This window comes from Hasllibacter halocynthiae, from assembly GCF_003003095.1.
Classification (GTDB): Bacteria; Pseudomonadota; Alphaproteobacteria; order Rhodobacterales; family Rhodobacteraceae; genus Hasllibacter; species Hasllibacter halocynthiae.
Genome location: NZ_PVTT01000004.1, coordinates 1 through 22,190 on the forward strand (window position 1 = coordinate 1; position 22,190 = coordinate 22,190).

Here is a 22,190-nt window from a genome sequence, read left to right on the forward strand (position 1 = left end):
GAGCGCGACCTCCTGGTCGAGCGCACGCAGTCCGGCCTCGCCCGCGCCCGGGCCGAGGGCAAGCGGATCGGGCGGCCCCCTTCGCTGAGCGCGCGCGCGCGCGCCGCCGTGCGCGAGGGGCTGGCGGCGGGCGAGAGCGTCGCCGCCCTGGCCCGCCGGCACGGCACCTCGCGGCAGACGGTCATGCGGATCAGGGACGCGGCGGGGGCCGAGGGGGCCAAGACCGGCGGCGCAGGGACGACGGCGGAGGAGGGGGAGGGGCGGCGCCCCCTTCCCTGACCGGGAAGGGGCGCCAGGGGGCACGCCGCAGTCATGGCGGGGCCGGCGCCATCCCGCGGTGCCGGAATGGATGCCGGCCCGACATGGGAGGGTCGCATTCTCATCAACTTGTCGGACCAGGACCCGCTCGATCGAGGGAAGTCCGATGCACAGTTCCACCCAGCCCGATGAAGCCCCGCCCGCCGGCCTTCTCGCCCTGCCGGGGGTCGAGACGGTGCGCCGCGCGGACGGCGCGCAATGGGGCGATCCGGCCCATTCGGCGGCCGCCGACGCCGCCGCGCGCGCGGGCCTCGCCGCCGATCACGGACTGCCGCGCGCGCGGCTGGTCCTCTCGGGGCCCCAGCGGCGGGCGCTGGTCTGCCGCCGGACGGGGACGATCCTCCTCGGGGGGGCGGGGCTGAACGTCGGTCTCGCCCAGACGGGGCTGCGCGGCCTGCCCGAGATGGTCCCGCCCGCCCCCGCGCCCGCCCCCGCGCCGCCGCGGCTGGGGGGGGCGCGCCGCACGCTCTGGGCCCTGGGCGCGCGCCTCTTCGGCGCCGAGCTGCCCCGGGTCTACCGGATCGAGGGGGACGGCGCGCCGCACCGCTTCCTCGTGGGCCGGGGGCGGGCCCTGGCGGTCGAGGGGGGCGGCCTCGGGGCGCTCGCCGCGATGGTGCGGGGCGGGGGGCGGGTCGCCATGACCATCGAGCCGGCGGACGCCCCGCCCGAGACGTCCGAGGCCCCCGCGGCCCTGCTCGGCGCGGCGGCCGCGCCCTCGGGGGGCGGGCCGGAAGGGTGGCGCCTGGACGCCGGGGGCTGGCCCCTGACCGTGCCGGAGGGGGCCTCCTTCGCGCGCATCGCGTCGGTCTCGGGGGTCGCGCTCGCCGCGCGCCTCTTCGGCGGCGCGGCCATGGTGATCGAGGAGGGCGGCGCGCGCCTCGCGCCCGTCCTCGAGGGGGCGGACGCCGCCCCCGCGGACGCGGCTTGAGAAGCGAGAGGGACTTTCCCATGGGCCTGATGGACACGGCCAGCCCCGCGCTGCGCCCCGCCGCGCCGCGCATCCCGGAGGCCGCGCGCCGCGCCGAGCGCCAGCGCGCGCGCCTGCTCGAGCTGCTGGGCGAGATCGCCGGCCTCGTGCCGCCCGAGATGGCCGCGCGCCTCGCCGCGCTGCGCGAGGAGCTGGACGGCCAGGCCGTGCGGGTGTCGATCCTGGGGCAGGTGAAGGCGGGCAAGACCGCGCTGACCAACGCGCTGATCGGCAAGCCGGGGCTGCTGCCCTCGGACGTGAACCCCTGGACCTCCGTGGTCACGCAGATCCACCTCAACACCGCCCGCCCGGACCGCCGCGCGGCCGTGTTCCGGTTCTTCACCTCCGAGGACTGGGCCGGCATGACCGAGCGCGGCGGCCGCCTGGGCGAGATGACCGAGGCCGCCGGCATGGAGTTCGAGGTCGCCGAGCTGCGCGAGCAGATCGGCGCGATGCAGCGCCGCACCGAGGCCCGGCTGGGCCGCAACTTCCAGATGCTGCTCGACGGCCAGCACAGCTTCGCCGGCTACTCGCCCGAGCTGGTCGAGAAGTACGTCTGCATGGGCGACGAGCCGGGCGGGGAGGGCGGGGAGGGCGCCGCGGACCCGGCCGGGCGCTATGCCGACGTCACCCGCCAGGCCGACCTCTTCGCCGAGAGCGCGGACTTCGTGCTGCCCACGGTGATCTGCGACACGCCCGGCGTGAACGACCGCTTCCTCGTGCGCGAGGCCGCCACGCTGGAGCGGCTGGGCGAGGCCGACATCTGCGTCCTGGTGCTCAACGCCAACCAGGCGCTCAGCGACGCCGACATGGGCCTTCTGCGGATCCTCAGGGGGATGCGCTCGGACCAGGTGGTCCTCTTCGTGAACCGGGTCGACCAGCTCGCCAGCCCCAGCGCGCAGATCCCCCGCATCGAGGCCGCGCTGCGCGAGGTGCTGGCCGGGCACGGGCTCGACGCGCGGATGCCGGTGGTCTTCGGCAGCGCCGTCTGGGCCGAGCTGGCCAGCTTCGGCGCCTGCGATTCCGTCGGATCCGGCAGCCTCGAGGTCCTCGCCGCCCTCGCCGAGGAGCGCGCCTGGCGCCTGGAGGAGGGCGAGGACGGCGGCGCGGGGACGGCGGCGGCGGGGGAGGGGCCCGCGCCCGGCGGGCCCGGCTGGAACGGCGCGAAGGCGACCGACCTGTCGGGCCTGCACGAGCTGCGCGCCCTCGTGCAGGAGCGGGGCGCCGCCGGCGCGGCCGCGCCCCGCCTGGGCCGAGCCGCACGCCGCGCCTCGCGGCTCGCGCAGCAGTCGGCCCTCCTTCTCGAGGACGCCCTGGGCGAGCGCTCGTCGCTGCGCGAGGGCCTCGACGTGGGGCGGCTGGTCGACGACCTCGACGCGCTGCTGCAGCAGGTGGACCTCGCCTGCCGCGAGACCATCGAGGACGCCTCCTCCGAGATGCTGATGCTCGTCTCGGGGGCCTATCACGACTTCGTCAGCCGCGAGGCGGCCGCCCTGGGCCGCCTGATCGACGCGGGGGGCGACCCGCGCGACTGGCAGCCCGACGCCGCCGCCCTCCACCGCGAGCTCAACAGCGCCTACTCGCGCTTCGCGCAGGCCGCGCCCGGCAAGGTCGCGGCCGTGTTCGACGCCGCCGCGACGCGCGTCGGCGCGATCTACGCGGACGTGCTGGAGGAGGGGGCGAACGTCTTCGCCGTCGCCGCCCCGCGCCCGGAGGCGCCAGGCGCGCCGACCGCCCTGATGCGCACGATGCAGGTCGACCTCTGCGGGGGCTGGGCCTCGGGCTGGCTGCGGCGGCGCCTGCGCCCCTCCAGCTTCGTGGACCGCTTCCGCGAGGTGATCGGCCGCGAGATGCAGGAGGTCGCCGAGGAGGTGCGCCGCATCCACATCGCCGACTTCGAGCGCCGGGTCCGCGCCCAGCTGCACGACTTCCTCTCCGACCACCTGGCGATGCTGGACGGGCTGCAGGCCCTCGACGGCGCGGCGCAGCGCAGCGCGATCCGCCGCAACCTCGGCCTGCGCACGGAGATCGCCGGCCGGGCGGCCCGCCTGCGCGAGGCCGCCGCCGAGCTCGAGGCGCTGCGCCGGGCGGTCGGCTCGTGACCCCTTCGCCGGCCGCGGAGGCGGTGATGGAGGGCTGGCGGGCCGGCCGTCCGGCCGCCGCCCTGATGGGCGAGTTCTCCGCCGGCAAGTCCTCGCTGCTGAACCTGGTCCTCGGCGACGAGGGGGCGCTGCCCGCCGGCGCCGTGGCCACCAACCTGCCGCCGGTCTGGATGACCTGCGGGCCGCGCCCCGCCGCCCGGGTCCTCCGGCGGGACGGGCGCCTCGCGCCCTCCTCGCTGGACGAGGTGCTGGAGGCCGCCGACCCCGAGGTGCTGGCCGTGCGCCTCGAGCATCCCGCCCCCGCGCTCGAGCGGATCGACCTGATCGACACGCCGGGCATCTCGGACCCGCGGCGCGACGCCGCCGCGCTGCGCTTCCTGACCCCCTATCTCGACTTCGTGCTCTGGTGCACCGCCGCCGAGCAGGCCTGGCGCCGCTCGGAGGCGCGGTTCTGGCAGGCGATGCCGGCGGCCCTGCGGGTGCGCAGCCATCTCGTCGTGACGCGCATGGACCTGATGGCCTCCCCGCGCGACCGCGCGAAGGTCCTGGCACGGCTGCGGGCCGAGACGGCGCGCGACTTCGCCGCCGTGCTGCCGCTCGCCACCCCGGACGCCGCCCGCGCGAGAGAGGGGGGCGACGCCGCGCTCTGGGCCAGCAGCGGGGGCGAGGCGCTGGAGGACGCCCTCGAGGCCGCCGTCGCCGCCGCCGAGGACGCCGCGCGGCGCCGCGCCGACCCGACCGGACCGGGACCGGAGGCGGGCACGGCCGGGGAAGACGGGGAGGCCGGCGGGGAAGGGCGCCCGCTCGACGTCGCTGCGCTGCTGTCGCGCCGGAAAAACGAGCAGCCTTGGGACCATTTGGAACGAATGAATGTCCAATTGACCGGACAGGAGGGGGTGTCGACGAGTCGGCGCGCCGTCCTGGCCGCCATCGCCCGCCCGGTCCCGCGCGACGCCGCGGACTGGCCCCGCGCGATGGTCCAGCTGGAGCGCGAGCTGACGGATCACGCCCGCGACGCCTGGCACGTCCTTCAGGACGGGCCCGGGCCCGCGGACCCCGAGAGACAAAACCGACGCCTGGGAGGGCGAGACCATGTCGAGCACTGACATTTCCAAACTGAACGAGATCACCGGCTTTATCGGGGCCTGCCTCGTGGACAGCGAGACCGGCCTGATGATGGCCTCCGAAGGGGGCGGGGGCCTCGACCTCGAGGCGGCCGGCGCCGCCAACACCGAGGTGGTGAAGGCCAAGCTCTCCGCGATCGAGATGCTGGGCCTGAAGGACAGCATCGACGACATCCTGATCACGCTGGGCAAGCAGTTCCACCTGATCCGCCCGCTCGAGCAGAACCCGACCGTCTTCGTCTACGTCGCGCTCGACAAGAAGGCCGCCAACCTCGGCATGGCGCGGGTGCAGGTGAAGTCGGTCGAGAAGACGCTCTCCATCTGATCCGCGCGCGCACGGCGGCGCCCGCCGCCGCCGTGCGCGCCATGCGCGAGGGGGCCCTCCATGGCCGACGACATCCCGCCGCCGATCCGCGAGCTCTTCGCCGAGAGCCAGGTCGCGCTCAGCCTGTGCGACGCGCGGGCCCCGGACGAGCCGCTCCTGCTGGTCAACGGGGCCTTCGAGCGCCTGACCGGCTACGCCGCGGGGGAGGTGGTGGGCCGGAACTGCCGCTTCCTGCAGGGCGACGTCCCGCAGGAGAAGGCGCGCCGCGCGATCCGGGCCGACTTCCTGGCGGGCCGGGACAGCCGCACGCTGCTGCGCAACCACCGCAAGTCCGGCGAGGCCTTCGACAACTTCCTCTACATCTTCTCCGTCCTCGACGCCTCGGACCGGCCGGTCTGGCGGATCGGCAGCCAGTGCGAGATCCCCCGACTGGGCCGCGCGGCGGCCTTCGAGGACCATGCCAGGGCCCTGTGCGAGGGGCTCGAGCGGGTGAACCGCATGGCCGAGGCCGTGCGGATGCGCGCCATCGACCTCGCCTCGCTCTCGGGGGTCGGGGTGCGCGACCTCCTGCAGGCCCGCCTCGAGGCGCTGCGCCTGCCCGGCTGAGGGCCCGGCTGAAGGCCCGGCCGAGGACCCGCGCAGGGGCGGAACGGAGCCGGAACGGGGCCGGAACGGGCCAGCGGGCGCCCCCTCGGACAGGGGGCCGCCGGACACGTTCCGGCAACGAAACCTCCCCCTTGCAGTCACTTTTTAGTCGAACTCGCCGCGTAGCGCGGGTCCATCGTCTCCCCCCCGGAAACGATCCCATGCCGCAGAACGCGGGGTTCCCGATGCCGGCCGCCAGACAAGTCGACCTCCAGATCGTCCCCCCCGAGACCAGGGACGAGCTGCCCGACGGCACCGAGCTGCTGCAGGGCCAGTACCGCATCCGGTCGTTCCTGAACGCCGGCGGCTTCGGCATCACCTACAGGGCGGTCGACAGCCTCGAGCGGCCGATCGTCATCAAGGAATGCTTTCCCGGCGCCTTCTGCCGGCGCGTGGGCACCATGGTGCAGCCGCGCCTGCCCTCGCACCGCGAGGACCTCGCCTCGATCGTGCGCCTCTTCGTGCAGGAGGCCCGGAGCCTCGCGAAGCTCCAGCACCCCAGCATCGTCGGCGTGCACCAGGTCTTCTCCGAGAACGACACCGCCTACATGGCGCTCGACTTCATCGAGGGGCAGGACCTGCTCGACCTGCTCGAGGAAGGCGGCAGCATGCCGCCCGAGCGCGTCGTCGAGGTCATGCGCACCATGCTGGACGCGCTCGGCTTCGTGCACGCGCAGGGCATGCTCCACCGGGACGTCAGCCCCGACAACGTCCTCGTGCGCGCCGACGGCACCCCCGTCCTGATCGACTTCGGCGCCGCCCGGCAGCGGATCGGCAAGCAGTCGCGCGTCCTCTCGGCGCTGCGCGTGGTCAAGGACGGCTACTCCCCGCAGGAGTTCTACGTCACCGGCGCCGAGCAGGGGCCCTTCTCGGACCTCTACGCGCTGGGGGCGACCCTCCACCACCTCATCGCCGGCGAGGCGCCGCCCGACAGCCAGTCCCGCCTGACCGCCGTCGCGACGGGCGCCGCCGACCCCTACGAGCCCCTGCTGGGGCGCGTGGCGGGCTACAGGGACGCCGTCCTGGCCTCCGTGGACCGCGCGCTCGCGGTGGTGCCGAAGGACCGCTGGCAGACCGCGGAGGAGTGGCGCGAGGCCATGGAGAAGCGCGGCCGCGTGCGCACCCGGGTCGTCACCCGCGTCAAGAGCCGCCCCGCCCCGCGGGCCGAGGCCGCGCCGAGGCGCGGGCGCGGCCCCCTCCTGGCGCGGGTGGCCGCGCTCGCCCTTCTGGCCGGGGGCGGGGCGTTCGCCGTGCTCTCGCCCGCCGGGAACGGCGGCGCGGAGGCGGAGGCGGAGGCCCTGGCCCTCGCGCCCCCGGCGGCGGCAGGGGCGGGGTCCGAGGCGGCAGAGGCGGGGTCCGAGGCGGCCCGCGCCGCGCCGGAAGAGGTTCCCGCCATCCTCTCCGCGGCGGTCCCGGAGGCGCCCGGGGGCGACGTCGGAACCCCCGCCGATCCTGTCGAAACCCCCGCCGGGGCCCTCTCCGGGACGGCGGCCGAAGCCCCGGAGCCGCCCGAGGCGGCGCTCCGGACGGCGCTCCGGACGGCGCCCGAGACCTCGCCCGCGCCCCGCGCGCGGCCCGGAGGCGCGCCCGCCGCCGCTCCCGCCGCCGCTCCCGACGCCCCGGCCCCGCGGGTCGTCCAGGCCGCGCCGGAGATGGCCCTCCCCGAAGGGGCCGGGCGCGCTTCCCCCGCGCCCTCCGGCGTGCCGCGCCTCTCCCCCGTGGCGTCCGCGCCGTTGCCCGTGCCCGCGCCGGCATCCGCGGCGGCATCCGCGCCCGCGCCCGGCCTCGAGGCGCCCCCCGCGCCCCTTCCCTCGGGGGTCGAGTTCGCCAGCGCCTGGACCGTGCGGCTTCCCCTGGGCGACCTGCGCGCCGACCCGGACGGGGCCATGGTGATCCGCACCGTCCAGGGCGCCCCCGTCGAGAGCCTCGCCGACTTCCGCGCCGTGCTCGCCACCGTGCCGAAGGACGACGCCCTGCGGGACGTCGCCCTCGACGTCGGCCTCGGCCGGCCCGGCGGGCCCGCCATGATCGAGCAGGTGCTGACGCTTCCCGTCATCCAGGAGACGCGCTTCGGCGGCGGCGTCGTGGTGCAGGCCACCGCCGCGCCCGGGGGCGGCTGGACGAGCCGGGTGATCGTGGCCGGCGGCCGTCCGGGGGGGCTCGCCCCCGGGGACGTGCTGGTCGCCGACCTGACCTCGGGCCAGCGGCTGGACGGGCGGCACGCCCTCGCCGCCGCGCTCGAGCGGACGGACCGGCGCGGCGACGGGACGCTGACGCTGATGGTGCGCCGCAACGGGGAGGACCTTCCGGTGACGGTCGACCTCGCCGCGCGGCGATGACCCCGCCGCGCGCGCCCGCCCACGACCCGAGAGACCAGGACGAAAGGAACGCACGATGAGCTTCTTCAGCCGCCTGTTCAGCCGCGAGACGGAAAGGGCGGGACGCGCGCGGCCCGGCCCCGCCGCGGAGACCCGGCCGAGGCCCATCCCGGGGCCCGCCGTCCACCCCGCCTCCGCGCCGCCCCCCGGCTCGGGCGCGTCGGGGCCCGTTCTGCGGGCCACGCGCCCCGGCGACGACGCCGCCCCCTCGACGAGCGACCTTCTGCGCGACATCGCCGAGCGGATGCAGCAGGACGAGGCCCGGCCGGACATCTGGGACGTCGAGGGCCCCGGGAACGAAGCCGGGGACGAGGTAGCGGACGAGGCCTGGGACGGGGCCTGGGACGGGGCCTGGGACGGGAACGGCCCGGAAGCCATGCCCGCCCCCTCGGCCCCGGCCGCGCCGGCCGCGCCGGCCGCGCCGGCCGCGACGACGGCGCCGGCGCCGGCGCGCAGGACGCGCGCCAAGACGCGCCTTCTGGGCTTCGACGATTCCGAGGGCGAGGTGCGCGACATCATGGCCGCCTTCGGCGGCGACGAGGAGGAGGAGGAAGCCGCCCCGCCCGCGGACGCGCTGCGCTTTCCCGTGGGCTGGGTGGTGGTGACCGCCGGGCCGGGCCGGGGGGCGCACTTCCCGCTGGGGCCGGGCCTCTCCTCGATCGGGCGCGGCGCGGGGCAGGCGGTGCGGCTCGACTTCGGGGACATGGCGATCTCGCGCAGCGGGCACGCGGCCATCGCCTACGACGCGGAGACGCGCGGGTTCATGCTGGGGCAGGGCGGCAAGTCCAACATCGTGCGCCTGAACGGCCGGCCGGTCATCGCCAACGAGGCGCTCGCGGACGGCGACCGCATCCGCATGGGCGAGACGGAGCTGCGGCTGGTCGCGCTCTGCGGGGCGGACTTCGAATGGTCCGAGGAAGCGGATGCCGGCGCCGGGGAGGACGGTGATGATCTGGAGATCGCCTGAGCCGCGCTACGACGTGGCCTCGGCCGTCGCGCAGGGCGGCCGCCCCTACCAGGAGGACGCGACCGTCGCGGACTTCCCCTTCGGGATGGACAGCGGGGTCGCGGTCCTGGCCGACGGGATGGGCGGGCACGCCGCCGGCGACGTGGCCTCGAAGATCGTGGTCACGCAGGTCTACGCCGCGCTCAAGTTCCGCTCGGCCGAGTTCGCCGCCGACGAGGCCGCGATCCCCGGCATCATGGCCGAGGCCGCGCGCCGCGCCAACGAGGTGATCCGCGGCCATGTCCGCCGCAACCCCGAGACGCGCGGCATGGGCGCCACCCTCGTCGGGCTCGTGGCGGTCGAGAACCGGCTCTACTGGATGTCGGTGGGCGACAGCCCGCTCTACCTCCTGCGCGACGGCAAGCTGCGCCAGCTCAACGAGGACCACTCCCTCGCGCCGCAGATCGACTTCATGGCCGAGCAGGGCCTCATCACCCCGGAGGCCGCGCGCGACCACCCGGACCGCAACTGCCTGACCTCCGTGCTGATGGGGGGCAAGATCGCCCGCGCGGACTGCCCCGACGCGCCCTACGCGATGAAGATGGGCGACGTGCTCGTGATCTCCTCGGACGGGCTGCAGTACCTCGAGGAGCCGCAGATCAGGAAGCTCCTGCACCGGCACCGGCGCCGCAAGTCCGCGGAGATCGCCGGCCACCTCCTCGCCGCGCTCGAGGAGCTGGCCGACCCCGACCAGGACAACATCAGCTTCACGGTGGTCAAGCTGAACCACATGAAGCGGGCCGAGCGGAAGATCGTCCCCAAGCCGGCCTCCTTCGTCGAGGAGGGCCGCCTGCCGACCACCCGCGTCGCGGTCCTGCCGGCCGGGCCCTCCAAGGAGGAGGGGGGAGAGGACGAGGACGCGCCCGAGGGCGGCGGGAAGGTCGCCGCCCCGGACGCCCCGGACGCCCCGGACGCCGCGGCCTTCCGCCGCGCCGGCGCGGCCGGCTGAGGCGTATGCGGCGCGACGCCGGCACCGCCGGGGACGGCATCGGGGACGGGGCCGCCACGCTGGCGGCCCTCGGGCGCGCGATCGCCTCGGGCGCGCTGGCCGCGAAGGACGCGGAGATCGCCGCGCGCCTGGCGGGGCGGCTCGGCGCGCCCGTGCGGGTGACGCTGGCGGGGCTTCCCGGATCGGGCAAGTCGGCGGCGCTGAACGTGCTGGCGGGCGGGCGGGTGCTGCCGGTGCGCGGCCCCGGCGGCGGCAGGGCCGCCATGCCGACCGTCCAGGTCGAGGCCGCGGGACCGGAGGGGCCGGGCGCGCTCCTCACGCTGGCGGGCGGCGGGCGGGAGGCGGCCTCCGGCGCGGCGGCCGCGCCCGAGGCGATCGCCGCGCGCGGCGACGTGGCCTTCGCCCGCCTGCGCCGCGACCTGCCCGCGCTGGGGCGGATCACCCTGCTGGAGCTGTCGGCCCGCAGCGAGGACGCGCTGCGCCGCGCCGGCGGCTGGGCCGCGGCGCGCACCGACCTGACGATCTGGTGCAGCCGGAACTGGACGGGGGCCGAGCAGGCCCTCTGGGCCGCGATGCCCGAGGCGCTGACCGCCGGCGCGATCCTCCTGCGCCCGCCGGCGGCCGGGCGGCCCGGGGCGGCGGCGGCGGCGGCCTTCGACCACGTCGTCAGCGTCGACCTCGGGGCGGCCCTGGGCGCGCGCGGCGCGGACGGGACGCTGGACGCGGCGATGATGCGCGCGGCGGGCGGGCCCGAGCTGATCGGCGCGGTCCGCAAGCTGGTGCGCCGGACCCGCCAGGCGCTGATCGACCGGGCCGACCTTCTCCTGGCGCGGAACGCGGAGGCGCTGGAGGCCATGCCCGAAGCCGCCCCCGGGACGGCGCCCGGGAAATCCTCTGGGAAATCCCCCGGGACGGCGCCCGGGACGGCCCCGGCCGCCATCCCCTTCCCGGCCCCGGCCCCGGCTCAGGCCCCGGCCCCGGCCCAAACCCCGGATCCTGCCGGTGCGCCCGGCGGGAAGGGGGGGATCGCCGCCCTCGCGCGCGCGGCCGCCCGGCTGCGGGAGGCGGGCGCCACGCTCGATCCGTCGGACGGGCGCGCCGTGATCGCCCGCGCCGTCGAGGAGACCGCCCGCCTCGCAGAGGAGCTCGAGGAGGTCGACGACCCGGCGGCCGATCCGCTGCGCGACCTCGCCTGGGCGGCGGCCGACATGGCGCAGCTCCTCGGGGTCGAGCGGGGCGGCGCCGCGGCGGGCGACGCCGCCGCGCTCCTGCTGCAGCTGCGGGACGCGCTTCCGCCGGAGGCCTGGGCCCGCGCCGCCTGAGGCGCACCCCCCCGAGGCGCACCCCCGAGGCGTTCCGGCGGCCGCGATCCCGCCCGGGGGGCCTCCGAAGGGGGCCGCGCCGTCAAATAGCCAGAATCGCGTGTATCCCTTTCGGATCGGGGACGTCCGCCCGCCGGGCGGGCCCGTCGAACGATTCGCCAGCGGCCGCCATTTCCAGGAGCATCCCGATGAACGTCGCCCTCACCGCCGCCGAGAGACCCGGGGGCGGGGACGCCCCCGCCGCCGCCGCCCAGGCCCCCCATGCCGCCATCCGGGCACCGGCGCGCGCCGTGCCGCGCCGCGGGCTGGAGGTGCTGGACGAGATGGCCGAGGAGCGCGACGCCCTCGGGGAGGTGCTGGGCGACATCCGCGCGGTCGGCGACGGCGAGGTGGCCGGCCAGCTCGGCCGCCTCTCGCAGCGCCTGTCCGAGTTCGCGCCCGCCGTCACGATGATCGGGCAGGTGAAGGCCGGCAAGACGATGCTGGTGAACGCGATGGCCGGCCGGCCGGGGCTGCTGCCCTCGGACGTGAACCCCTGGACCTCCGTGGTCACCTCGCTGCACCTGAACCACGCCCGCCCCGAGGGGGCGCCGCGGGCCGCCTTCCGCTTCTTCGACGAGGGCGAATGGGACCGCCTGATGCGCAACGGCGGCCGCATCGGCGAGCTGGCGCTGCGCGCCGGCGCCGAGGGCGAGGCCGAGGAGCTGCGCGCCCAGGTCGCCGAGATGCGCGAGAAGACGAAGGCCCGCCTGGGCCGCCGCTTCGAGCTGATGCTGGGCCAGACCCACGACTACGAGAGCTTCGACGACGCGCTCGTGAAGCGCTACGTCTGCATGGGCGACGACTACGACGAGCTCTCGCAGGCCGAGAAGCAGGGCCAGTTCGCCGACATCACCCGCTCGGCGGACCTCTGGCTCGGGGCGCCCTTCCTCTCCGTGCCGCTGACGATCCGCGACACGCCGGGCGTCAACGACACCTTCATGATGCGCGAGCAGATCACCATCCGGGCGCTGCGCGATTCGCGCACCTGCGTGGTGGTCCTCTCGGCGCACCAGGCGCTGAACACGACCGACATGGGGCTGATCCGCCTGATCTCGAACCTGCGCTCGCGGGACGTGATCGTCTTCGTGAACCGCGTCGACGAGCTCTCCGACCCCGAGACGCAGATCGCCGAGATCGAGGCCAGCCTCTCGGCCACGCTCGCCGACAAGGTCGACGGCCCCCTGCCCGAGATCGTGTTCGGCAGCGCGCTGTGGGCCGAGGCGGTCCTCGCCGGGACGGTGGACGCGCTCGTCGTCGACAGCGCCAGGGCCCTCGTGTCGATGGCCTCCTCGCGCAGCGGCCAGGACCTCGCGGCCCTCTCGGTCGAGGACATGGTCTGGGAGCTGTCGGGCCTGCCCGCCCTCTGGGGCGCGATCGGCCGGCGCCTCGACGAGGGGGCCTGGGCCGCGCTCGTGAAGGACCTCGCCGAGCGGGCCGCCAGCAACGTGGTCGCCCTCAAGAGCCTGACCGAGCGGGTCTCGCTGCGGGCCACGGACGGCGAGATGATGCCCCCCGAGGAGAGCGAGCGCCTCCTGTCGGGGATCGGCGAGGACGCTCTCGGCGCCCTGGAGGGGCGCCTCGGCGACATCCTCGCGCGCTTCCGGGACCGGGTCGACCAGGTCCACGAGAGCTTCCTCGACCGCGCCCTGGCCGACCTGCTCTCGCATCTCGAGGCCCATGGCGAGAAGGCGGTCTGGTCCTACAGCCCCGACGGGCTGCGCCTGCTGATCCGCTCGGCCTACCAGGTGATGCGCCGCCGCACGGAGCGCACCTGCGAGGAGATCTACTCGGACGCCGCCCGCCGGATGCTGGAGGCGCAGGCCCGGATCCTCGCCGTGGAGGTCGAGAACCAGGCCGCGAACGTGCCGGCGACGCCGGACCTGCCGCAGCCGATCGCGCTGGCGCAGACCATCGCGCTCGACCTCAAGACCTCCTGGTGGAAGTCCTGGTGGGGCCGGCGCCGCGGCTACGAAGCCTTCGCCGCCGACTTCCGCGACCTCATCGCCGCGGAGACCGCCCCCATCGTCGAGGAGCTCAAGGGCGCCCAGACCGAGGAGGTGCGCCGCCGCGCGCTCGGCGCCCTGGAGGGGTTCGTGACCGACCAGAAGCGCGTGATCGGCGCGATGCGCGCCAAGTCCGAGATCAGCATCGGCGACCTGAACGCGATGTTCGGCGTCGAGGCCCAGGAGGAGCTAGACTGCATGCTCGACATGCTCCTCGAGGAGCTGGGCGTCTCCGAGAGGGGCGAGCAGGCCGAAAGGATGAGGGCATGAACGAGATGGTCCCCGAGGCCCCCGGCGACGCCTCGCGCGCCGAGGCCGGGCCCTGGACGGCCCCCGGCGCGCCGGGGGAGGGGGCGGCGGCGCCCCGCCGCCCGCGCGTCGCCATCATGGGCGAGTTCTCGGCCGGCAAGTCGACGCTCTCGAACCTGCTCCTGGGCGACCGCGCCCTGCCCGAGAAGGTCACCGCCACCCAGCTTCCGCCGATCTGGATCGTCCGGGGGACGGGCGATCCCCTGCGCGTGGACCTTCGGGGCGGCGAGACCCCCGTCGAGCCCGCGCGCATCGGCGACGTCCCCGTCGAGGAGACGCGCGCCGTTCGCATGTTCCGCGAGGCCCCGATCCTGGACCGCTGCGACCTGATCGACTTTCCCGGCATCTCGGACCCCAACATGGACCCCGAAGTGTGGGAGCGCCTCCTGCCGGAGGCCGACGTCGTCCTCTGGTGCACCCATGCGACCCAGGCCTGGCGCCGCTCGGAGGCCGCGGCCTGGTCGCTGGTCCCCGAGGCGGTGCGCGACCGCTCGCTCCTGTTGGTGACGCGCTTCGACAAGATCGTCACCGAGCGCGATCGCGCCCGCGTGATCCGCCGCGTCGAGGCCGAGGCCGGGCCCCTCTTCGGCGGCGTCCTGCCCGTCTCCCTGGTCCGGGCCCTGGACCCCGGCACCCGCCCCGAGAGCGGCTTCGACGCCTTCCTGGAGCGGCTGGACGAGGTCCTGGACGCCTTCGCGCCGCCCCCCTCCCCGAAGGCGGAGGCGCCCGCCGAGGCGGCGCGCGTCGTGCCGCGCCGCGTGCGCCCGCGCCAGGGGCGCCAGGGGCGGACGGCCGATGCGGGCGGGACCCGCCGCGTTCCCTCCTGACCGCGCCCGCTTGCCGGCAAGGCGCCGCGTCCCCTAGGCCGGTCCCGCGGGAGCCCTCGAAGGCCCCCGCGGAAACCCCGCGGCGACGGCGCGGGGGCGGAACGGCGCGGAGCGGGGCGGAAGGCCGATGGTGACCGAAATTCTCGACGGCCTGGTCGGGGCGCATCCGATCTGCCGGGTCGCGGCCTATGCCGACCTCTCCGCCGGGATGGTCCTCGTGGCCCGCGGCGAGGGCCTGCCCCCCCGCGAGCGGCTCGACGCGCTCTGCGCCGAGGGCGCGCTGATCCTGGGCGGCGTCCCGGGCCCGGACGCCCCCGGCGGTACCCCCGGAGGCACCCCCGAGGTCGCGCTGCTGCAGGCCCCGGACGGGCTGCGCGTCGCGCTGCGCGACCCGGACGTTCCGGAGGAGGCCCTGCTCTGCCTCTGCGCGCCCGGGGCGCAGGCCGGCGGGATCGAGGCGCTGCTGGCCGCCGCGGCGCGCGGCCTCGCGCGGATCGGCGGAAGGGACGCGCCATGACGGAGGAGGACCGCGCCCGGACCGCGCTGCGGCGGCTCGCCGCCCTGCCCGAGGCGGCCCCCGCCCCGGGCGGCCCCGCCCGCCTCCTGGCGCCGGAGGGATCGGACGGGGCCGCGATGCGGCGCGCCGTGGTCGCGGAGGTCGAGGGCGCCGTCCTGCCCGTCGCGCTCGAGCTCCTGGCGCTGCCGGAGGGGGGCGGCCTGGCCCTCGCCCTGGGCGGGCGCCGGCTGCGCGGGCCCGGCGGCGCCGGCGAGGCGGCCGCCCGCCTGGCCGGGTTCCTCGCCGAGGCGGCGGCGCGGGGCGCGGGGCTGGCGGCGCGCACCGCCGCGGCGGGCGGCCCCGGCGGCCCCGAGATCGGCGGCGAGATCGGCGGCGAGGGCCTGCCCGCCCCCCGCCTCGACGAGCGCCTGGCCGCCCTCATGCCGAAGGACGGAGCCCCCCCTCCCGCCGGTGAAGGGCCCGCCGCCGAAGGACCCGGCGGGGAAGGCCCCGGGGAGGTCCTTGGGGAGGAGGAGGACCTCGAGGCGCTGCTGGCGCGCCTGGCGGCCCCTCCGGGCGCGCTGCCGCTGCCGGAGGGGGGGGCGGGCGCCCTCGGGGACGTCCCGCCCGCGAGGGCGCTCGCGGAGGCGGCGGAGGGCCTTCTCGCGGCGCGGGGCCCGGGGCCCTGGGCGGTCTGCCGCGGCCCGGCGCCAGGGGCGGGCCCAGGGGCGGGCCCAGGGGCGATGGCGGCCGCGCTCGTGGCCTGGCCGGACGCGCCGCCGCGCCTCCTGGCGCTTCGGGCGGCCGACCTGCCCGCGCTCCTCGCGGGGCTGGGACGGCTTCTTCCGCAGGACGGCTGAGCGCGCCGCGGGGGGGTGCCCCGAAACGGCCATCAAGCCGTTCGCGGAGTCCCGACAGTTTCCCCGCCTAGCCACATATTGGCCCAGAAACGTGGCAAATCCTCGCGGCCATGGCCGTCGGCCCCCGCGCCGGCCCCGCCCCCCATGGCCGCGCCGTCGCGGCCCCGCCTGCCCGGAGGACGACGATGAAGAAGACCTATCACAGAGGGACCAGCGCGCTTTGCGGGGCGGCCCTCCTTCTCGCCGGCGCGGCCCCCGCGCTGGCCGAGGAGGTGACGCTGCGCTCGGCCGACGGCACGGTCGACCTCACCGGCGAGTTCGTCGAGTTCAGCGAGAACGCCTACGTGATCCGCACCGCCCTGGGCGAGCTGCGCCTCTCGGCCGAGCGGGTGCGCTGCGAGGGCGCGGCCTGCCCCTCCTTCGACACCGGGCGGGCGGGGATCGTCTTCGCGGGCTCGGACGCGGTCGGCCTGGGGATGATGCCGCTCCTGCTGGAGGGGTATGCCGGCTTCCTCGACGCCGAGGCCACCATCTCCGCCACCGGCACCCCCAACGAGATCCTCGTCTCGCTGGTCGGCGACGGCGGCTTCGGCGACGACATGGGCGAGATGGTCGTCGGCTCGACCAGCTCGAGCGACGCGTTCCGCACGCTTCTGGGCGCCTCGGCCGACATCGGCATGGCCGCCCGGCGCATCCGCCCCGAGGAGGCGCGCGCCCTGCGCGACGCCGGCGCCGGCAACATGGTCGACCCCGCCAACGAGCACATCGTGGCCGTCGACAGCCTCGTGGTCATCGTCCACCCCGACAACCCCGTGGGCACGCTGACCGTCGCCCAGCTCTCGGACGTCTACCGCGGCGAGATCCGCAACTGGTCCGAGGTGGGCGGCCCCGACCTGCCGATCCGCGTCATCGACCGCCCCTCCAGCTCGGGCACGCGGGACGTGTTCGCCGAGACGATCTTCACCACGGAGGCGGACCCCAACGTCGCGCCCCTCGAGGTGCGGATCGCGAACGACAACAACGAGGTCGCCCGCCTGGTCAACGAGGATCCCGCCGCGATCGGCTTCGTCGGCTACGCCTTCCAGCGCGGCGCCAAGCCGGTGACGCTGGTCAACTCCTGCGGGCTGACCATGACGCCCGACGCCTTCTCGGCCCGCACCGAGGAATACGCCCTGCAGCGGCGCCTCTACCTCTACAACCGCGGCGACGAGATGCCCGAGGAGGCGGGCGCCTTCCTCGACTACGCCCTCTCGCCCGAGGCCGACAGCGTGATCCGCAAGGCCGGCTTCATCGACCTGGGGGTCGAGGCGCGCCGGCAGAACATGGACGGCGACCGGGCGCGCCAGCTCCTCGACCCGGAGGCCGACCCCTACGAGGGCGCCTTGATGCGCGAGATGCTCGGCGTGATGGTCGATTACGAGCGCCTCTCGACGACCTTCCGCTTCCGCACCGGCTCCTCGCGGCTGGACGAGCGGGCGCTCGTCGACATGCAGCGCCTCGCCACCTTCCTCCAGGAGGCGCCGGAGGGCTCGGACGTGCTCGTGGTGGGCTTCACCGACAGCGTCGGCAGCTTCGACGCCAACCGCGACCTCAGCGTCGAGCGCGCCGACCAGGTCCTGCTCGAGCTGCAGGAGCGGATCGGCGAGCTGCCGGGCGTGACCATGCGCTCGGCCGGCTTCGGCGAGATCGCGCCCTCGGGCTGCAACGACACCGACCGGGGCCGGGGCATCAACCGGCGCGTCGAGGTGTGGATGCAGCGGCCGGCCTGACCGGCCGGGGCCGGCGCCGCCCCGGCGCGCGCCCGCCCCGCCCCCATCCGGCAGGCCCGGGACGGCGCGCCCGCGGACACCGCGGGGGCCGCCCGAAGGCCCCTCCAACCGCCTCAACGCTCGAGGAGCGAGACCATGCGCTACGCAACGACCCTTGGAACCACGATCCTGGCCCTGCTGCTGGCCGGCGGCGCCCCGGCCCTCGCCCAGTCCGGCGGCGTCGTCGTCGACGAGAACGGCCGCGACCGCATCAACTACGCCAACCGCCTCGGCATGCTGGCCGAGCGCATCCCAGCGGCCGCCTGCGCCGACGGCGCGGGCATCGCCACCGAGCAGGCCGGCCCGATCCTCGCCATCGCCTCGCGCGACTTCGACCGGATCCTCGCCGCGCTCGAGGACGGGGACGGCGCCATGAACATCGTCGCCCCGGAGGAGGACCGCCGCATCCTCGAGGACATCGGCGCCCTGCGCGCGATCTGGGCCCCCCTCGCCCCTTCGGTCGAGGCCGTGCTCGCCGGCGCCTCGCGCGCGGACGCCGACCGGATCCGCGCCGCCGCGCCCGACCTGCTCGACCGGTCCGTGCGCCTGACCAGCCGCATCGCCGGGCGCTACGCCGACCCCGCGCAGCTGCTGCAGCGCGACGCGCTGGCCATCGAGATCGCCGGGCGCCAGCGGATGCTGCTGCAGCGCATGGCGCTGAACGCCTGCGTCCTCGCGCTCGACCCGGGCGACGACGCCGCGCTCGAGGCGCTGGCCGGGGACCACGCGCTCTTCGGCCTCTCGCTCGGCGCGCTGCGCGAGGGCATGGCCGAGGCCGGCGTCGTGCCCCCCCCGAACGAGCGGATCGCCGGCGACCTCGCGGTGATCGCCGAAGGCTGGGAAGGGATCGCCCCGGTGATCGCCGGCCTCGCCGCCGGCGAGGCGATCGGGCCGGACGCGCACGACCGGGTCTTCGCGGAGATGAACCGCCTCCTCGGGCTCTCGAACACCACGGTCTTCCACTACGCCCTCGCCAGCCGCCTGAACCTCTGAGAGGCCCGGGAAGGCACGCTGCAGGCGCAGGAGGGGGCCAGGGGGCCCTAAGGGGCGGAAACCCCTCCCCGAGCTCCCAGGGGCCTTCCAGCGCCCTTCCAGGGGCCTTCGCGATGTCGGGACGCGCCTCATGGGGGCCATCCTGCCCGACGGGCCTTTCGGCTTCGTGAACGCACCGCGCGGTGCGTTCACGCCCCGTTCACGCATCCCCCGCCCGCCCGGATGCCTTGAGGGCCCTTCCGATGCGGTCAGGGTTCCCGAAGGGCTTGCGGCGCAGGCCCTTCGGGAACCCTGACCGCCCGCCGCGCGAGTCACCTCGAGCCGCCGATTGCCGGCGCCACTGCGCCATCCCTTCCGCCGCCCCCTCCGCCGATCCGGGAAACCGGGTCGGTCGAGCGACCCGGTTACAGATCCGTCTGCCGGAAGGCCGTCGCGGGACCGATTCGTCCTTCTAGGAACCCGGCCGGTCCGGCCCCCCGGCCCCCGGCCTCCGCTCCTGCTCCTGCCGCGCGAGGTAGAGCGCCCAGGCCTCCTCGATCAGCACGCCCTGGGTGACGCCCCGGCGCGCGGCCTCCTCCAGGATCTCGTCGCGCACGTGCGGCAGCACCTTGGCGTGGACCTGCCCCGTGCGCGGGCTCGGCCGGCGCCCGCCGCGCCGCGGCTCGCGCGCGAGGAAGCCCTGCGCCTCCCCCGCCCTGTCGGCGGCCCTCAGCTCGGCCTCGCCGGCCGCCTTGGGACGGGCGCGCAGGGCGCCGGCGTCGATGCGGAAGGGCTCGCTCATGCCGCGGCCTCCCGTGCGACGAGCCGGTCGTAGACGGCCCTGGCGAAGCGCGCGGCCTCGTCGCGGGCCGCCTCCATGTTGCCCTGGGGCGGCAGCGTCGCGAGGTCGCCGCCGAACTCGAACAGGGCCGAGTAGGCCGCGCGCTCCATCAGGCCGGGGGCGATCACGTCCACCCCCTGCTCGCGCAGCGAGCGCTCGATCCCCTGGTGCTGCTTGGACCGGATGGCCCGCGTCATGGTGAAGACCACCGCATGCGCGATGCGCCGCCCCAGGGCCTCCTCCTCCTCCGCGACGAGCTGCAGGGCGCGAACGCCGATCGTGGCGTCCAGCGTGGTCGCCCGCATCGGCGTGATCACCAGGTCGGCCTGGCTGATCGCCCGGCTGACGAGGCGCGAGGCCACGCCCTCCAAATCCACGACCACGACGGCGCCGTCCGCCTCGGCGGAGCGGATGGCGCGCACCACCTCGCCCTCCGAGACGCCGCTTCTCAGCGTCACGCCTCCGGGCGGTGCCGCGCGCTCCGCCCAGAGCGTCAGCGAGCCGTTCGGGTCGCAGTCCATGAGCGTCACGCGCGCGCCGGCGCGCGCCAGCTCGGTTCCCAGGACGACGGCGGCGGTCGACTTGCCCGCCCCTCCCTTGGGCGAGGCGATGACGATGGTGGGCATTTCCGCGGCCCTCCTTGCTTGCTGCTCCTCTTCGCAGTCTGGATCGCCGCCCCCTTCCCTGGCCATCGGGTCCGACTCCGAACCGGGTGACCGTGACAATCCGGTTCCGTTCCGCTCTCCTCCCTCCCCGCCCTTCCCGTCTCCCCCCTTGGCTTTCCCTCTCATTCTCAGCGGCCTGTTATCCACAGAAGATGCCCGAGTTATCCACAGGCCGCCCTAGTGTTATAATTGTTATAGGTGTTACGGCTTTCCGCCCCTCCTCGTATCTCTTTGATATCGAACGAACTAATCGGGAACCGCGGCCGTTTTCGGTTCCTAGAGGGACGAATCTCGGTTCCCGGAGGGACGAATCCCGGTTCCCGGAGGGACGAATCCCGGTTCCCGGAAGGACGAACGCCGGTTAAGCCCCTCCTCATGGGAAGCCGCCTGCCCGATCGCCACCCCAACCGGGACTTCTTCATCCTCGACGTGACCGATGCCGCGCCGAAGGACGACATGGCCTCGATGGAGCATCCGGTCTTCTCGCTCTCCTCGCGCCCCGACATGCGCGAGCTCGAGTACGAGCATGGCGGCCAGCGGCTGCGCGTCGTCCCCTCGGGCAAGGGGCTCGCGACGATCCTGGACAAGGACATCCTGCTCTACTGCATCTCCAAGCTCGTGCACGACCTCAACCGCGGCGCCGACGTGGGCCCCACGATCGAGATGACCGCCCACGAGGTGATGGTCGGCACCAACTGGCGCACGACGGCCGCCTCCTACCAGCGCTTCGAGGACGCCCTGGTGCGGCTGCGCGGCACCACGATCGTCACGGACATCCGCACGGGCGAGCACGTCCAGACGCGGGGCTTCGGCCTGATCGAGGCCTTCGAGATCGACCGCCGGGACGAGCGGGGCGACCTCTCGCCCTTCGGACGGATGACCAAGGTCCGCATCACCGTCTCGGACTGGACCCTCCGGGCGGTCAAGGGGATGGAGGTCCTCTCGATCAGCGCCGACTACTTCCGCCTGCGCCGCCCGCTCGAGCGGCGGATCTACGAGCTGGCGCGCAAGCACGTGGGCGAGCAGGACCGCCCCTTTGCGATCCGCGTCGACAAGCTGCAGAAGAAGGTCGGGTCGAACTCGCCGCTCAAGAAGTTCCGCTTCTTCCTGCGCGAGATCATCGAGGACGGGCACGTGCCGGACTACGACCTCGCCCTCGACGGCGACATCGTGGTGATGAGCCGCAGGGACGCCCGCGCCCGCAGCCACCCCCGCGCCCGTGGGGGCGGGCGCAGAGGCGGGGGCGGGGACGGGGGCGGGGACGGGGGCCGCCTGCCCCTCTTCGAGGCCTCGCTTGACGTGTCCGAGGCGGCGATGGCGCGCGCGCGCGCCGCGGCGCCGGGCTACGACGTGCACGCGCTGCGCGCCGAATGGCGGGCCTTCGCGGCCGCGTCAGGCACCCTTCCCAAGGACCCGGACGCGGCCTTCGTGGGCTTCTGCCGCAGGCGCCACGAGCGCGCGCCCGTCCGCTAGGGCCCGTTCGCCAGCGCCCGTTCGCCAGCGCCCGTTCGGAGGCGAGGCGCAGGATTCCGGGCCCGAACCCGGTCGGTCCTGCAACCGGGTCGCTCCGCCGACCGGGTCACCAAGAAAATCCGGTTTTGTTCCCAATCCGGTTCCTTCTCCGACCGGGTCACCTCTCGAACCGGGTCACCTCCCCGGGCTGCTCCCTGGACCGCCCCCGGGCCGAAGAGGACGGGCTTCCCGCAGCCCAGCCCCCGTCCGTATCCGAAGGGTTTCGGACCCCCCCGCGCCGGGCGTCCGCAAGGTAGCTTGACGGGGTAGCGGACGGGCCCGATGATCCGGACGCCCGTTTCGGACGGATCCCGGATCAGGATCGCCCCCATGCCCCGCACCTTCGCCTATGTCCGCGTCAGCACCGTCGGCCAGACCGTCGAGAACCAGGTCCGCGAGATCGCCGCCGCCGGCTTCGCCGTCGAGCCCCGCCGCGTGGTGGCCGAGACGGTGTCGGGCTCCGAGGCCATCGCGCGCCGGCGGGGGTTCGGGCGCCTCCTCGACCGTCTGGAGGCGGGCGACGTGCTCGTGGTCACGCGCCTCGACCGGCTGGGTCGGGACGCGATCGACGTGGCGGGCACGGTGGCGCGGCTGGAGGGGATGGGGGTGCGGGTGCATTGCCTCGCCCTGGGCGGGGTCGACCTGACCTCGTCGGCCGGGCGGATGACGATGGGCGTGATAGGCGCGGTGGCGCAGTTCGAGCGCGACCTCCTGGTCGA

The 22,190-nt window shown here is 75.7% G+C and carries 20 protein-coding genes; 18 read left to right on the top strand and 2 right to left on the bottom strand.

Annotated elements, in window-relative coordinates; all coding sequences use genetic code 11:
• The 16 genes from BCF33_RS13725 to BCF33_RS13795 all read left to right on the top strand — a co-directional run.
• The coding region (locus BCF33_RS13725; RefSeq protein WP_146132831.1) for a helix-turn-helix domain-containing protein at positions 1 to 279 on the top strand (279 nt) is incomplete at its 5' end.
• Positions 280 to 424: 145 nt separating this feature from the next.
• Positions 425 to 1,246 (top strand): hypothetical protein, encoded by an 822-nt coding sequence (locus BCF33_RS14155; RefSeq protein WP_158259444.1) that lies wholly within the window; start codon positions 425 to 427, stop codon positions 1,244 to 1,246.
• A complete protein-coding gene (locus BCF33_RS13730) occupies positions 1,243 to 3,387 on the top strand; it encodes a dynamin family protein (protein ID WP_158259445.1) in 2,145 nt (714 codons plus the stop codon). The genes BCF33_RS14155 and BCF33_RS13730 overlap by 4 nt, the downstream gene beginning before the upstream one ends.
• A complete protein-coding gene (locus tag BCF33_RS13735; RefSeq protein WP_146132832.1) occupies positions 3,384 to 4,493 on the top strand; it encodes a dynamin family protein in 1,110 nt (369 codons plus the stop codon). The genes BCF33_RS13730 and BCF33_RS13735 overlap by 4 nt, the downstream gene beginning before the upstream one ends.
• Positions 4,480 to 4,836 (top strand): roadblock/LC7 domain-containing protein, encoded by a 357-nt coding sequence (locus BCF33_RS13740; RefSeq protein ID WP_170073299.1) that lies wholly within the window; start codon positions 4,480 to 4,482, stop codon positions 4,834 to 4,836. Before BCF33_RS13735 ends, BCF33_RS13740 begins: the two co-directional genes overlap by 14 nt.
• A gap of 60 nt (positions 4,837 to 4,896) precedes the next feature.
• Positions 4,897 to 5,442, top strand: a complete 546-nt coding sequence (locus BCF33_RS13745) for a PAS domain-containing protein (protein WP_106161881.1) — start codon at positions 4,897 to 4,899, stop codon at positions 5,440 to 5,442.
• A 200-nt stretch (positions 5,443 to 5,642) separates the two neighbouring features.
• A complete protein-coding gene (locus tag BCF33_RS14245; protein ID WP_245883857.1) occupies positions 5,643 to 7,820 on the top strand; it encodes a serine/threonine-protein kinase in 2,178 nt (725 codons plus the stop codon).
• A 55-nt stretch (positions 7,821 to 7,875) separates the two neighbouring features.
• Positions 7,876 to 8,826, top strand: a complete 951-nt coding sequence (locus BCF33_RS13755) for an FHA domain-containing protein (RefSeq protein ID WP_106161883.1) — start codon at positions 7,876 to 7,878, stop codon at positions 8,824 to 8,826.
• Positions 8,807 to 9,814 (top strand): PP2C family protein-serine/threonine phosphatase, encoded by a 1,008-nt coding sequence (locus tag BCF33_RS13760; protein WP_245883858.1) that lies wholly within the window; start codon positions 8,807 to 8,809, stop codon positions 9,812 to 9,814. The genes BCF33_RS13755 and BCF33_RS13760 overlap by 20 nt, the downstream gene beginning before the upstream one ends.
• A gap of 5 nt (positions 9,815 to 9,819) precedes the next feature.
• Complete coding sequence (locus BCF33_RS13765) at positions 9,820 to 11,136, top strand: hypothetical protein (RefSeq protein ID WP_106161885.1); 1,317 nt, start codon at positions 9,820 to 9,822, stop codon at positions 11,134 to 11,136.
• A gap of 188 nt (positions 11,137 to 11,324) precedes the next feature.
• Complete coding sequence (locus BCF33_RS13770; protein ID WP_106161887.1) at positions 11,325 to 13,451, top strand: dynamin family protein; 2,127 nt, start codon at positions 11,325 to 11,327, stop codon at positions 13,449 to 13,451.
• Positions 13,448 to 14,317 carry a dynamin family protein gene (locus BCF33_RS13775; protein ID WP_106161889.1) on the top strand — a complete coding sequence of 290 codons (870 nt, stop codon included), beginning with the start codon at positions 13,448 to 13,450 and terminating at the stop codon, positions 14,315 to 14,317. Before BCF33_RS13770 ends, BCF33_RS13775 begins: the two co-directional genes overlap by 4 nt.
• Positions 14,318 to 14,447: 130 nt before the next feature.
• The gene (locus BCF33_RS13780) at positions 14,448 to 14,834 is read left to right on the top strand and encodes a hypothetical protein (RefSeq protein ID WP_146132833.1); all 387 of its coding nucleotides are present in this window, start codon (positions 14,448 to 14,450) and stop codon (positions 14,832 to 14,834) included.
• The gene (locus BCF33_RS13785; protein WP_106161893.1) at positions 14,831 to 15,673 is read left to right on the top strand and encodes a hypothetical protein; all 843 of its coding nucleotides are present in this window, start codon (positions 14,831 to 14,833) and stop codon (positions 15,671 to 15,673) included. The genes BCF33_RS13780 and BCF33_RS13785 overlap by 4 nt, the downstream gene beginning before the upstream one ends.
• A gap of 185 nt (positions 15,674 to 15,858) precedes the next feature.
• Complete coding sequence (locus BCF33_RS13790) at positions 15,859 to 17,442, top strand: phosphate ABC transporter substrate-binding/OmpA family protein (RefSeq protein WP_146132834.1); 1,584 nt, start codon at positions 15,859 to 15,861, stop codon at positions 17,440 to 17,442.
• A 135-nt stretch (positions 17,443 to 17,577) separates the two neighbouring features.
• Positions 17,578 to 18,474, top strand: a complete 897-nt coding sequence (locus BCF33_RS13795) for a type IV pili methyl-accepting chemotaxis transducer N-terminal domain-containing protein (protein ID WP_106161897.1) — start codon at positions 17,578 to 17,580, stop codon at positions 18,472 to 18,474.
• Positions 18,475 to 18,925: 451 nt separating this feature from the next.
• Here BCF33_RS13795 and BCF33_RS13800 read toward each other — a convergent pair whose 3' ends face one another.
• Entirely contained in the window at positions 18,926 to 19,255 is a 330-nt protein-coding gene (locus BCF33_RS13800; RefSeq protein WP_106161899.1) for a chromosome partitioning protein ParB, read from the bottom strand.
• Positions 19,252 to 19,920 carry a ParA family protein gene (locus BCF33_RS13805; protein ID WP_106161901.1) on the bottom strand — a complete coding sequence of 223 codons (669 nt, stop codon included), beginning with the start codon at positions 19,918 to 19,920 and terminating at the stop codon, positions 19,252 to 19,254. Before BCF33_RS13805 ends, BCF33_RS13800 begins: the two co-directional genes overlap by 4 nt.
• Positions 19,921 to 20,334: 414 nt before the next feature.
• On the opposite strand from BCF33_RS13805, the gene BCF33_RS13810 reads away from it, so the two are divergent.
• Positions 20,335 to 21,432, top strand: a complete 1,098-nt coding sequence (locus tag BCF33_RS13810) for a replication initiator protein A (RefSeq protein WP_106161903.1) — start codon at positions 20,335 to 20,337, stop codon at positions 21,430 to 21,432.
• A gap of 369 nt (positions 21,433 to 21,801) precedes the next feature.
• A partial coding sequence (locus BCF33_RS13815; RefSeq protein WP_106161907.1) for a recombinase family protein occupies positions 21,802 to 22,190 on the top strand: 389 nt, incomplete at its 3' end.